The sequence below is a fragment of the Paenibacillus graminis genome (genome assembly GCF_000758705.1).
GTDB lineage: Bacteria > Bacillota > Bacilli > Paenibacillales > Paenibacillaceae > Paenibacillus_AQ > Paenibacillus_AQ graminis.
The window spans coordinates 6,551,928-6,565,172 of sequence record NZ_CP009287.1 but is presented as its reverse complement, the minus strand read 5'-3'; the positions used below and the strand labels follow the sequence as shown (position 1 = coordinate 6,565,172).

The window sequence follows — 13,245 nt, the reverse complement described above, 5'->3', positions numbered from 1 at the left end:
AGTTAGGAACTCTAGGAGCGATAGCGACCGCCTTTGTCTGCGGATTTCCTCCGTTAACAGCGGTATGAAATCTGCAGAAGGGCAGCGGCTGGAAGTCCAAACATTCCCCATAGTTACGACCAGACCCTTAATATGAAAATCTAGAGTTCAACTGATGTAGATAAGGCAAACATAACCAGACAGCCGAAGGCCGTTCCTCCCGTCAGGACAGGGGCGGCCCTTCTAACGTCAATAGAGGAGGATACAACAGGTGAGCAAGCTGTGGGGCGGACGTTTTACCAAAGGAACGAACAAACTGGTGGAGGAATATACGGCCTCCATCGGATTCGATAAGCTACTTGCTGAAGAGGATGTGCAGGGAAGTCTGGCCCATGTCACAATGCTGGGCAAATGCGGCATCCTGCCGCAGGAGGATGTAGAGACGATCAAGAACGGACTGAACAAGGTGCTCGACAAAGTCCGTGCGGGGGAGATTGTTTTTTCCGTGGCAGATGAAGATATTCATATGAATATTGAAAAAAATCTGATCGAGGAGATCGGCCCGGTCGGCGGCAAGCTGCACACCGGACGCAGCCGCAACGACCAGGTGGCTACCGACATGCATCTGTATTTGCGCAATCGGGTGGTCGAACTGGTAGCTCTGCTGCATGAGCTGCAGGAAGCGCTGATAGGCCAGGCCAAGGACAATGTCGAGACGATCGTTCCCGGCTACACACATCTGCAGCGTGCCCAGCCGATCCTGTTCGCCCACCATCTGCTGGCTTACGTGTCCATGTTCCGCCGTGATGCGGAACGCCTGACGGACAGCTACAAGCGGATTAACGTGCTGCCGCTGGGAGCAGGGGCGCTTGCGGGAACCACCTTCCCGATCGACCGTCATTTTGTAGCAGAGCAGCTCGGGTTCGATAGTGTCTATGAGAACAGTTTGGATGCGGTCAGCGACCGGGATTTCATCGTCGAATTTCTGTCCAACGCGGCACTGGTGATGACTCACCTGTCCCGGCTGAGTGAAGAACTGGTGCTGTGGAGCAGCACGGAGTTCAGCTTCGTTGAGCTGGATGATGCCTTCTGCACAGGCAGCAGCATTATGCCGCAGAAGAAGAACCCGGATGTGCCGGAGCTGGTGCGTGGCAAGACGGGCCGTGTCTACGGCAACCTGATCGGGCTGCTGACGGTGCTCAAGTCCCTGCCGCTGGCATACAACAAAGATATGCAGGAAGACAAAGAGGGCATGTTCGACACTGTAGCCACCCTTACAGGGGCACTCCAGCTGTTTGCGCCAATGATTTCTACAATGAAGGTGAACAAGAGCCGGATGCGTGAAGCCGTCAACACGGACTTTTCCAATGCAACTGATATCGCTGACTTCCTGGTAGGCAAAGGTCTGCCTTTCCGCCAGGCGCATGAGGTCATCGGCAAGACAGTGCTGTACTGCATTAACGAAGGTAAATTCCTGCTGGATCTGACGCTGGAGGAGTTCAAGCAGTTCTCTCCGCTGTTCGATGACCAAATTTACGCTGTGCTGCAGCCGGAGGCTGTGGTGAACGCCCGCAACGTCTATGGCGGTACCGCTACGGTGCAGGTCAAGGCAGCGATTGAACGGGCAGAGGCAGCTTTGAACAATGCCAGTGAGTGGATTGCGCAGCATGTAAATACTATCCGGTAAAAGAGGCGGATTGGCTAGGACAGATCGCTGGACAGATCGCTGGATAAATTCTGGATAGATTGCCGAGATGATTGCTGAAATCAACAAAAGACTGTCTTTCACCGCATCACTAGATGTGAGGAGGACAGTTTTTTATTACATGGAAAATCATGGCCTTTCTTCGGTTGTAGAAGGCGGGTATTAGTTGGAGAAAAGAATCTTTTAGTTTGACTAGTCTAACGGACGAATGTGGCAACAGCAGAACTGCCGTTGTTGAAGCACTGAAGTGGAAAAAGGAAACTTAAACTCCTTAGAAATCAACATTTGCAGGGATTAAGTGGAAAAAGGAAACTTAATTCAGGGGTATTCCCTCATGTGGAGCGAAATGGGCTGATTTAGTGCGACTTTTTCCACTTAACCAGCCGGGTTGCTTGATGCTCAAGCAAATTAATGATACTTTTTCCACCTAATCAGCTTAAGAAGCGCCAAGTAGAAACGTACCTTTGAATTCTGCGTAATCGGGCGAATCGGAGTATGGAAGATTCCACAGCAAGCTAAGTTCTTTCAGGAATTAGCTTGCTGTGCGTCCATCTTAGCTTGCTGCGTATCTGGATTAGCTTGCTGAGCGTCCATCTTAGCTTGCTGCGTGTCTGGATTAGCTTGCTGAGCGTCCATTTTAGCTTGCTGTGTGTCCATCTTAGCTTGATGTGTGTCCACATTGCTTGCTGAGCGTCCATCTTAGCTTGTTGAGTGTCCATCCTAGCTTGTTGCGCCTCCGCTTTAAGCTTGCGGTTACAGCTTAGGTAGGTCGGACCTTATTTACCCAGAGGCAGCCAGGCCAGTACATCACGGATTTTGGTATCCCAATAACCCCATTCATGATCGCCCGGACCTTCCTCGTAGGTTAAGGACAGCGACGTCTTGGCGCAGGCCCTGCGGAAGGCTTGGTTGTCTTCATAGAGGAAATCCTCAGTTCCGCAGCACTGGTAGAGAAGCGGCTTAGGGCCCTTGGAGCGGTCTACCTCTTTCAGCAGGTATAGCAGGTCATCGGGAGTGTCCTCAATACTCTGTTTGCCAAAAATCCGTTCGTACTCTAGGGACTTCTTAGTTGGGTCCTCCGGGTTCAGGAAATGATGCGCCATATCGAGCGCTCCCGACAGGCTTGCCGCCGCCGCAAAGGCCTCAGGCTTGCGCAGTCCCAGCTTGACCGCCCCATAGCCGCCCATCGACAGCCCGGCCACAAAGGTATCCTCACGTTTGGGGGACAGGGGGAAGAATGAACGGGCCAGCGCGGGCAGCTCTTCACTGATAAAGGTCCAGTACCGGCCTCCCTCGGCCATATCCGTATAAAAGCCCCGGTGCACCTGCGGCATCACCACTGCAATCCCCATTTGTGCCACATAGCGCTCAATGGAAGTGCGGCGGAGCCAGATGGAGTCGTCATCCGAGAGGCCGTGCAGCAGATAGAGTGTCGGATGCAGTGTTCCCTTAGTAACATTGTTCATGCCAATTTGCGTAGTAGTCTGTTGCGGCAAAATCACCGTCATGGAGGTGCTTAGTCCCAGGACATCCGAATAAAATCTGCACTCAATCAAAGCCATATTTTTATCTCCTTTCCCTTCAGCCCAAATCATAGCACAGGATAAAACAGATATAAATTGTAAAAATCTTTAGAATGATAAGTAAGTTATCCAACTCCTTGGAAGCGGTAAACTTCGTGTTCTCTCCATGTTTTGTGGGGAAGCGGAGCTTTTTATTCTTATCCTGCCGCAATCCTGTTTTGACCCTATAGTGAATTGGGTATTTTAGCTTACAAGCTGCAGTAAGTTATAGAGTACTTATCGCACAATTATAAGGAGGAATTGATAATGAATAAAAAAGTGCTGCTCAGCTCCCTCGCTCTTTCACTGGGTCTGGTATCAGCGGGGAGCGGAGCGTTCGCGGCTTCGCCATCTTTCGGGATTGAAGGTGTAAAGTCGGTGGCGGTATCCGCGCCGGGCAAGGAAGGTCCGGCAACGATTAACAATCTGACGGTGAAGAGTGTGATCCCGCTCCTGGTTCACGCCAAGAAGCTGTATACATATACCAGTCGTGGAGGCGTAACGTACCAACCAGAAACGTTTCAATATAAAGGAACGGAATACCGTTATCTCTCCAGTGATATTGGGAGCAAGCAGCAGCTGATGAGTTACGTCAAACGCGCCTACACGCACAATGCCGCTGCGTTTTATGTACAGACACAGTTTTTGGAGCAGAACGGTAGAATGGCACAAGTGAATACCGATATAGGCAACTCAATGCAGTATGATAAGGCAACAGCGCGTATGGTCTCGAAGACTGCGGCCACTGCTGTATTTGAGTTAAGTGTACCGGACCAGGGGACGAACCAAAGCGTAGTGGTGAAGCTGAAGAAAGTGAGCGGATATTGGAGAATTGATATGTCTCCGGATACGCTGTTCTAACAGCGGGCTGAGGCTGGCAGAGGGATGGTAGGCGGAAGAGCAGGAGTTGGGGCGGAGCAAACTGAGTGGGAATCCAAAAGAAGCCGGCGAGGAATGCGCAGGGGGACGCAGCGGGGAAGGGTGGAATGATGCGGAGCCAGGCGGATAATTGATTTGATACAATTGTGCTCAATGCAGTTCATCCTTTCTGTTGCCGTTGTGCCTCAAGGATACTGCTCCATCGTAAAGGGCTTATGCCGAAGTAAGCGCAATGTAAACCAGGGGCGGGAAGCTGACGCTCCCGTTAATATTCATGTCAAAAAGACGGCAGGACTTGGATGTCCTGACCGTCTTTTTGATGCCTGCAGGAGTGGAGCGTGCTGAAGGGAAGCCGCCATGCGCAATAGTTAAATCAACCCCGCACTCCGTCCTCTACCAGAGGCTGCCTGCGGGAATCAGGCTGGATGGACTTGCCCATACCGCCCCGGTTGATGGCGATGATGCGTTTTTGCGCGTAATAGGTGTCCCGGGAGAGCAGCTTCTTCTCAACGGCTTTGCCGTCAACGAGCCGGGTGATGTAGGTTTCAACGATATAGCCGGTTTTTCCGTTCTGGATAACCCGTGTACCTCCGCGCGGGAGTGAAGGGTCGCTCACATACTTGTCGGCGGGTGCAAGCAGCTCCACCGTCCGGGACTGGACCTGGAAGGTCACGTTCTTCGGGAACGTGCCGAACAGCTTCACGGTTAAGGTGCGGCCCTGGACGGCGGCATGGATAATCAGAGATTTGCCGGTGTTGTTGCGGAAGCGGAAGTTGATGTTGCCTTCCGAGAAGGTGGCATCCTGTCCCTTCGGCAGATAGTTAACCGGTAGGGAATGGTTGCGCCGCTCCACGATTTCGAGGCCTGAACGCAGGGCAGCGTTGTACAGCGTGCTGGATACCTGGCAGATTCCTCCGCCCACCCCAGGCTGCAGCCTGCCGTTGACAATAACCGGTGCTTCCCGGAAGCCGGTGTCAGCCTGGGCCTTTTGAATAGCTTTGCCGTAATCGAAGACTGCACCCGGAGGCAGAAGGGTGCCGTTGACGGCCTCGGCGGCAGCCTGGACATTGAAGGTGCGTCCGGGGCCGCTTGCCCCGAGGGAGGTGCTGAATTGGGAGATTTTCCGTTCAATGCCTTGTTCCTTCAGGGTTTTCAGCGTGACCTCCGGCTGCCGGATGCTGAGCGGAACTTCAAGGATGATCCGTTTGTCCTTAAGGCTGTCGGCATTGCGGAGTGACAGGGGGACCGCCGCCTGCAGGGTAAGCTCCAATGCACGCCAGTCTACCTCATAGGAGGTTTTCTCAGGCGTATACACTACACGGTCATCTGCGGTGATCCGCCTTACGGCGTCTACGGGGACGCCAAAGGTTTCTTTTTCCCAGTCTGGACTAAGACTTTTCTGGAGCTGTGCAAGATCCAGATGTGCCCCGAACTCCCAGCTGCGGGGGAAGCTCCAGCGTGCGCGCACCCGTTCCAGCAGCCCGTCTTCAGTGAGTGTATTCAGTCCCTGCAGAAATTTCTCTGCCTCATATGTCATACCTGCCTGCCTCAGCGTAACAGTGAGCCCGGCGTCAGGATCTGCTTTCAGCACCAAAGGGACCGCTCCGAGCGCTTGCAGTCTGGTGGCCAGTTCCGCACGTACTTCGCCTATCTCCATGCCCCCGACGTCCCAGCCGGCGACAAGGGTTTTTGAGGGGATTGTCTGCTGACTGCCATATAAATGAAGTCCTCCGGCTACTAGGGAGCCGGCCAGAATCAGGCCGATCAGGGCAATGAGGGCGGCATGGATGTTTTTCATGAAAGATCTCCTTCAGTTGGGCGGATTTGCGCGGACTGGGCGCAGGCCAGGAATTATAGACTTAATGAATGGCTTTTCCAGCCGATATAAATAGGTAGAACCGGTAACAGGCCGGTTATTTTTGAATTTCCACAATGTAGATGCTAGCGGCGGTACTGAGGTTCTTTTCCGGGTTTTTAAGATGCTTTTTATGTATATGTGCGATATCGTTAAAACTTTCGGGTACTCAAGCGGTTACGGATTTGTTACAATAGATACGCCTGCGGTATTCATGCAGTTTATGGAAGCTTCCGCGGTTTGCAGCGGAATATGTCAGAATCGGGAAGTGATGAAGTGATTGAAATGCAGGATGTGTGGAAGACCTATCCGAACGGAACCCATGCGCTCCAGGGTGTATCCGTCAAGATTGACCGCAATGAATTCGTCTATGTCGTCGGTCCGTCCGGCGCCGGTAAATCAACGTTCATGAAATTAATTTATAGAGAAGAAACGCCCACCAAAGGACAAATTTCGGTAGGCGGGTTCAATATAGGCAAGCTGAAGCCGCGCAAAATCCCCTATGTCCGCCGCAATATCGGGGTGGTCTTTCAGGATTTCCGCCTGCTGCCGAAGCTTACGGCCTATGAGAATGTCGCTTTTGCGATGGAGGTTATCGAAGCTCCGAAGAAAGTGATTAAGAAGCGTGTTCCTGAAGTGCTCGAATTAGTGGGCCTGCGCAGCAAAGCGAACCGTGAGCCCTCTCAGCTGTCCGGCGGGGAGCAGCAGCGGATTGCCATCGCCCGGGCGATTGTCAATAACCCTTCTGTCATTATTGCGGACGAGCCTACCGGCAACCTGGACCCTGAAACCTCGTGGGGAATCATGCAGCTGCTGGACGAAATTAATTTTCGCGGGACAACCATTGTAATGGCGACTCACAACAGGGATATCGTCAATAAAATGCGCAAGCGGGTATTGGCTATCGAGAACGGAAATATTGTCAGAGACCAAGTGAGAGGAGAATATGGTTATGAGTTTTAAAACCTTCTTGCGGCATGTGCGGGAAGGCTTCAAAAACGTATTCCGCAACGGCTGGATGTCGGTGGCTTCCATCACTTCCATTGTCGTCTCCCTATTCGTGCTTGGTGTCTTTATATTGCTTGTGCTTAATGTCAACGCTATTGCCGACAAGGCGGACAGCCAGGTGCAGATCAACGTGCATCTGACACTGAATACCGATCAGAAGATGCGTGAAACGCTGGAAAATGAAATCGGCAGCATGCCGGAGGTCAGCAAGGTGGAATTCATCTCCAAAGAGCAGGGGCTGAAGGAATTCCGTGAGGATATGGGGCCGGATGCCGCCGAGCTGCTCGAAGGCTTTGATAAGGATAATAACCCGCTGCCGGATAAGCTGCTCGTGGAGGTCATTCAGCCTACGACGGTTCCGTTTGTGGCGGAGAAGATAGAAGCGCTTAACAAGTCTCATGAAGAGAAACCGATTTACAAAGTGAATTATGGCAAAGGCTCGGTGGAGACACTCTTCAAGGTAACGAAGGCAGTACGCAACATCGGGTTTATTTTTGTAGCGGGATTGGCGCTCATGTCGATGTTCCTGATCTCCAATACGATCCGGGTGACGATACTTGCCCGCCGCAAGGAGATTGGCATTATGAAGCTGGTGGGTGCGACGAATTATTTTATCCGCTGGCCCTTCTTTATTGAAGGAGCGCTGATTGGGCTGATCGGCTCACTGGTTACCTCGGGGGCGCTCTATGCAGGCTACAGCAGTCTCGTGTCCTCTGTCCAGGGAGATCCGATGCTGGGGCTGCAGCTGATTCCGTTTCAGGATATCTGGGTTCTGCTCTGCGGGCTGCTTGTTAGCCTGGGTGTGCTGATCGGTGTATGGGGAAGTACCGTATCGATCCGCAAGTTCCTCAGAGTATAGCCCATTATCCGATTGCAGGACGATCATCATACAAGACAAAGGACGGGGAGTGCGAGTTGAAGAAGATTGCCGCCGGGCTGGCCGCTGTGCTGCTGGCTGTCACACTATTCCAACCCTCTGACGGATATGCCAAAAAAACTACGGTTGCAGAAATCGACAAGCAGCTGAAACAGTTGCAGCAGGAGGTTCAGGCTGCCAAAGCCGTGCAGGACAAGGCCGCTTCACGGAACCAGGAAGCCAAGCATTATTTGAATAAAACGAATCTCAATCTTCAGTACGTTCTGGATCAAATTAGTCAGGTCAAAGGCAAAATGACTGATATTTCCGGCAAAATCGCCAGTACCGAGAAATCGCTGAATATTACGGCAACCGAACTGGATGAGGCGGAAGCACGTGTGGCTTCCCGTGAGAAGCTGCTGGAGTCCCGGGTCCGCCTGATGTATACCGACGGTGCGGTTTCCTATTTGGATGTATTGCTCTCATCCACCAGTTTTTCCGATTTCCTGGACCGGGCGGATTCCCTCAAGATGATTGTAGACCAGGATCAGGACCTGCTCGTTCAGCACAAGCTGGACAAGCAGACGGTTATTGCCAAGAAGCAGGAGCTTGAAGGGCAATATGCCCAGGCCAAGCAGCTGTATACGGATCTGGAGTCCCAGCGGAGTACGCTGAAGGAGAAGGAGGCGGAGAAGCAGGAGCTGATCGCCTACTACGATAAGGAAATCCAGGAGACCGATGGCCTCACGGAAGAGCAGGATGCTAAGCTGGTGCAGCTGGCCAGCGAGCGCTCCGCGCTCGAGAACAAGAAGGACCAGATCAAAGCAGAAGAAGCCGCACGCAAAGCAGCGGCAGCCAAAGCCGAAGCGGCGCGCAGAGCGGCAGCCGCTGCTGCGGCAGCGAAAGCCCGGGCTGCCAGCAGCAGTTCAAGCTCCGGCTCCAACTCGGACAGCAGTTCAAGCTACTCTGAATATGCGGGCGGGAATGGGCCATTCCTGCTTCCTGTGGGATCCGCACGGATTTCTTCCCCATACGGGGTACGGACCCATCCGGTGACCGGTGAAGTAGGCAAGATGCATACGGGTACGGACTTTGCCGTTCCGCAAGGGACAAGCATTCATGCTGCCGATTCGGGTACGGTCATTGTGGCTGAATGGTGGAGCGGCTATGGATATACGGTAGTGATTGACCATGGCGGCGGGGTATGGACGCTTTATGGCCATATCCGCGAGGGTGGCATTAAGGTTAGTGTGGGCGACCGGGTATCCCGCGGTCAGACCATTGCTGAATCGGGTGCAACCGGACGCGTCACCGGTCCGCATCTGCACTTTGAAGTGCGGATCGACGGCAAACCGGTTGATCCGATGCCTTATCTGTGAGGCTCCGGGCGTCATAGATGGACTTGAAAAATTATATTATAAATATTAATTTGATTTACGGCATATACTGGAAGAGATACCGTTCTTCGCAGAACGGGCGTGTCCTCAGCATCATGACTGGACAAGAAGGGACGGTGGGAACATCATGTTGAAGAAAAGCACAGCGGCTTTTATGATAGTCGCTGCCTTGCTGTGCGGAAGCCTGCTGACCTTGGGCGTCACCGGCTATGCGGATATATTCGGACGGGCTGCGGGTGAAAGTGCTGCGGCAGCGGTTGTGCCGCCTGGCGGCCTGCAGGAGAAGGAGTCGCAGAAGCTTGGAACCACGCTGAGCCTCATAGAAGGCTATTACTACGAAAAGGTAGACCGGACGAAGCTAATCGACGGTGCCGTTAACGGAATGATGGAAGCGCTGGGCGATCCTTATTCAAATTATATGGGCAAGGAAACGGCTGAGAAATTTGAGGAAAGTATTGAAGGCTCTTTCTCGGGAATCGGGGCTGAGGTCTCCTCTGAGAACGGCAAGGTGGTTATCGTCTCCCCAATCAAAGGCTCACCGGCCGAAAAGGCAGGACTCAAGGCCAAAGACGTGATTCTGTCAGTAAACGGTGAAACGCTCGAAGGCATGGAGCTGAATGATGCGGTTGCTAAGATCCGCGGACCGAAGGGGAGCAAGGCTACACTCAAGATTCAGCGTACCGGAGCGGCGGAACCGCTTGAATACGTGCTCACCCGCGATGATGTGAAGCTGGAAACTGTCTATGCCAAGCTCGAAAAGGATGGCGTAGGTGTTATCGAGGTTACCCAGTTCTCCATGAATACCGCAGAGCGTTTCAAGGAAGAGCTAGGCAAGCTGGAGAAGCAGGGCATGAAGGGCCTCGTCATTGATGTCCGCAACGATCCGGGCGGCGTACTGCCGGTGGTGATTGATATGGCTGAACAGTTCGTGCCGGCAGGCAAGACCATTGTGCAGGTGGAGGAAAAGGGCAAGAAGCCGGAAGTCAGCCCTTCCAAGGGTTCTAGCAAAAAATATCCGGTCGTTGTGCTGATGAATAAAGGCAGCGCAAGCGCCTCGGAGATTCTGGCCGGAGCCCTGCAGCAATCTGCAGGAGCCAAGCTCATCGGAGAAAATTCCTTCGGCAAAGGCACAGTCCAGACGAGCTTCGACAAGCAGCTCGGCGACGGCAGCCTGCTGAAGATTACGATTGCCAAATGGCTGACGCCAAACGGCACATGGATTCACGGCAAGGGCATCAAGCCGGATATCGCGGTGGCCCAGCCGGATTATTTCTCCGTAGCGCCGATTAACAAAAGCGTATCTCTGAAATACAACATGAACAACGCGGATGTCAAAAGTGCACAGACCATGCTGGACGGTCTGGGCTACAAACCGGGCCGCAAGGACGGGTATTTCGATACCGCGACAAAAGATGCGGTGAAAAAATTCCAGAGTGCATCCAAGCTGCAGGCAACAGGCATCGTTGATGCCAAGACCGCCGAAGCGTTGGAGCTGGCGTTAATCAAGGCCATCCAGAACCCGGTTAACGACAATCAGCTCAATAGGGGAATTGCCGAGGTTCAGAAGGAAATTCAGGCGTCGTTGTCGAAAAAGTAAGAAGGCTGATTTCAGCCTTCTTTTTTTCTAAACATATTTGAATTAATATGTTTCCCGTTATGAATGAGTTTGCTATTTCTTGCTGTAACGGCACCTGAAAGCGATAATATGTATTGCTGTTTCTGGAAGCATGGGCTGCTTTATAAGAACGGCGAAGCCGTTTCTGCTTGGCTGTAGGTGCATTGCTGCAGATCAACACTACCCGGACTTAAAAGGAGTGTGACGAACGGTTTGAATGGAATGCCGGAACTGCTTACTAGCTGGGGCACAGCAGTCGTACATCTGCTGATTCAGCCCTATTACTATATTGCTATTTTGTTTATTGCTCTCTACTACCGGAGGCAGGTGGCGCTGGAACGGAAATTCATTCATGTGAAGCTGCACAGCTGGGGCCGCGAGACCTGGCGTACGGTATGGAGCGGCCTGGTCGCGGGCCTGGTCGTTTCTCTGGCAGCTGTGGCTCTGGGAATATCGCTGACCGGTACGGCGGTAGCCTGCATTTGGGTTGTCAGTTTGGTGCTTATGCTGTTTCGTGTGCGTTATTTGTGTTTTGCCTACTCCATAGGGTTACTTGGCATCCTACAATTTGTTCTTTCGTTCTTTCCGGACACGCTGCAGAGCGGGCTGGCCGGAACTATCGCCACCGCGCTGCGGGAGATGGATATTCCTGCCCTGCTGGTGCTGGCCGCCCTGCTGCATCTGGCCGAGGCGTTGCTGGCGCGCTGGCAGGGCGCCAGACTGGCTACGCCGCTCTTTCTCAAAGGCAAGCGCGGCAAGGTGGTCGGCGGCTATCAGCTGGAGGCGTTCTGGCCGCTCCCGCTGTTCCTGCTGATTCCTTCGGGCGCAGGAATCGGCGATCTGCCCTGGCACCCGCTGCTGGGCGGCGGACTGGGCCTGGTGTCCCTGCCGGTCATCATCGGCTTCAGCGAGATGACCCAGGGCCTGCTGCCCGGGCGGAAGAGCGCCCGCGCAGCAGGACGGCTGCTGCTGTACAGCATCGTCCTGCTGGCTCTAAGCGGGCTTGCCGCCTGGTGGAGCCCGCTGACCGTGCTCGCGGCGCTCGCCGCAGTGCTGCTGCACGAAGCATTGGGCTGGTACAGCGCTCTGGAGGAGCGCAGTCTAAGCCCCGTCTTCGTGCATCCCGCAGCCGGCCGCAAGGTGCTGGCCGTGCTGCCGGACAGCCCCGCGCAGGAGCTGGGTATCCTGCCGGGCGAGATCCTGCTGAAGGTCAACGGGGTCCTGTTGACCGATGCCGCGCAGCTGCATGAGGCGCTGCGCATGAATCCCGCCTTCTGCAAGCTGGAGGTGCAGAACCGCGCAGGTGAGAGCAAATACCTCCAGCGCGCGATCTATGATGGCGACCACCATCAGCTCGGCATCATTCTGGTGCCGGAGCCGGATGGTTCAGTCACCGCAGAAGCCAAGTCCTCCAGTATCTTCAGCATTATCGCGATGAAGACCGGGGCGAGCCGCCGGAGCCTTCCGTCCGGCGGACTGGGCCGGGCCAAGGACGCGGCTGCGGAGCCCAAGAAGGAATCAACCGGAGTCTAGTATGGACAGAGTTTTGCGGCTCAGAATACTGGACAGAGCCCCTGCAAATGATTGGAACGACCACCCACGCCATATATGGGAATTTATGACATTCAGCCTAAGCCAAAAGCCTGTGTTCTCCTGGTATTCAGGGAGCACAGGCTTTTTTACTGTATGGGAATTATAGAAAACAAAGAATGGTGGATTACTTGAAAGCTCCGCAGTGCAGACACACTGGGATTCATCCGCAGCATATAGTTGGACTGAGGTGACCTTATTTCATGAAAAAACCTGCTTTCCTGGCTATGCGGGCTCAGGGGCCGTTATATCACTCTTTGAAGCCCAAAACGAGGGGAGTTATGTCATTTAAATGAGTCCGTTTAGCTTAAGGAACGACCCGATCTGCCCTATTAACGGATCTCCTGTCCGCATTCCTGCAGATGTCATAGAAGAGGAACCTAGTGATGTTCCTGCTGAGGAACCGGAATGAACTCCAGCCTCTACATACGAATCTAGCCACTTAAAGTGGGCGTGAATCCTGCATATTATACAACAATTTACGCTCCAAGCACGCCAAAATAGTAATTCTCCTGCACTATGTACAACAATATACGCACCAAGCACGCCAAATAGTAATTTTCCTGCACTATGAACAACAATATACGCACCAAGCACGCCAAATAGTAATTTTCCTGCACTATGTACAACAATATACGCTCCAAGCACGCCAAAATAGTAATTTTCCTGCACTATGTACAACAATCCGGGCCCCGTAAGCTCCGAGTGTATATCCACTTGTTTTATAGATTGAACTAAAAAAATTTGAACGGACCTAGTCATCCTAGTGGGAAAAAGGTTCAGTAATCGGGCTCATTCA

Annotated in this window: 9 protein-coding genes; 7 read left to right on the top strand and 2 right to left on the bottom strand. The window is 53.1% G+C overall.

The genetic code is table 11. The annotated features are described in order from the left end of the window. Positions 1–250: 250 nt before the first annotated feature. A complete protein-coding gene (gene argH / locus PGRAT_RS28455) occupies positions 251–1,666 on the top strand; it encodes an argininosuccinate lyase (RefSeq protein WP_025706537.1) in 1,416 nt (471 codons plus the stop codon). Between the two features lie 794 nt (positions 1,667–2,460). On the opposite strand, the gene PGRAT_RS28445 is transcribed toward argH, so the two are convergent. Next, on the bottom strand, positions 2,461–3,246 hold the full coding sequence (locus tag PGRAT_RS28445) for an alpha/beta hydrolase (RefSeq protein WP_025706539.1): 786 nt from the start codon (positions 3,244–3,246) through the stop codon (positions 2,461–2,463). 267 nt (positions 3,247–3,513) lie between these two features. Between PGRAT_RS28445 and PGRAT_RS28440 the strand changes: the two genes are divergently transcribed. Continuing rightward, positions 3,514–4,107: a DL-endopeptidase inhibitor IseA family protein gene (locus PGRAT_RS28440; protein ID WP_025706540.1), complete on the top strand. Its 594-nt coding sequence runs from the start codon at positions 3,514–3,516 to the stop codon at positions 4,105–4,107. 391 nt (positions 4,108–4,498) lie between these two features. On the opposite strand, the gene PGRAT_RS28435 is transcribed toward PGRAT_RS28440, so the two are convergent. Beyond that, positions 4,499–5,923 (bottom strand): VanW family protein, encoded by a 1,425-nt coding sequence (locus tag PGRAT_RS28435; protein ID WP_025706541.1) that lies wholly within the window; start codon positions 5,921–5,923, stop codon positions 4,499–4,501. 333 nt (positions 5,924–6,256) lie between these two features. Here PGRAT_RS28435 and ftsE point away from each other — a divergent pair, with 333 nt between their 5' ends. From ftsE to PGRAT_RS28405, 5 genes are all read left to right on the top strand, one after another. Further along, a complete protein-coding gene (gene ftsE, locus PGRAT_RS28425; protein WP_025706543.1) occupies positions 6,257–6,943 on the top strand; it encodes a cell division ATP-binding protein FtsE in 687 nt (228 codons plus the stop codon). Further along, positions 6,933–7,847: a permease-like cell division protein FtsX gene (ftsX, locus tag PGRAT_RS28420; RefSeq protein WP_025706544.1), complete on the top strand. Its 915-nt coding sequence runs from the start codon at positions 6,933–6,935 to the stop codon at positions 7,845–7,847. Before ftsE ends, ftsX begins: the two co-directional genes overlap by 11 nt. Positions 7,848–7,903: 56 nt before the next feature. Further along, complete coding sequence (locus tag PGRAT_RS28415; RefSeq protein WP_042267542.1) at positions 7,904–9,223, top strand: murein hydrolase activator EnvC family protein; 1,320 nt, start codon at positions 7,904–7,906, stop codon at positions 9,221–9,223. A gap of 145 nt (positions 9,224–9,368) precedes the next feature. Next, positions 9,369–10,838, top strand: a complete 1,470-nt coding sequence (locus tag PGRAT_RS28410; protein WP_025708185.1) for a S41 family peptidase — start codon at positions 9,369–9,371, stop codon at positions 10,836–10,838. A gap of 231 nt (positions 10,839–11,069) precedes the next feature. Beyond that, positions 11,070–12,389, top strand: coding sequence for a PDZ domain-containing protein (locus tag PGRAT_RS28405; protein WP_025708186.1), 1,320 nt, complete (start codon positions 11,070–11,072; stop codon positions 12,387–12,389). Positions 12,390–13,245: the final 856 nt, after the last annotated feature.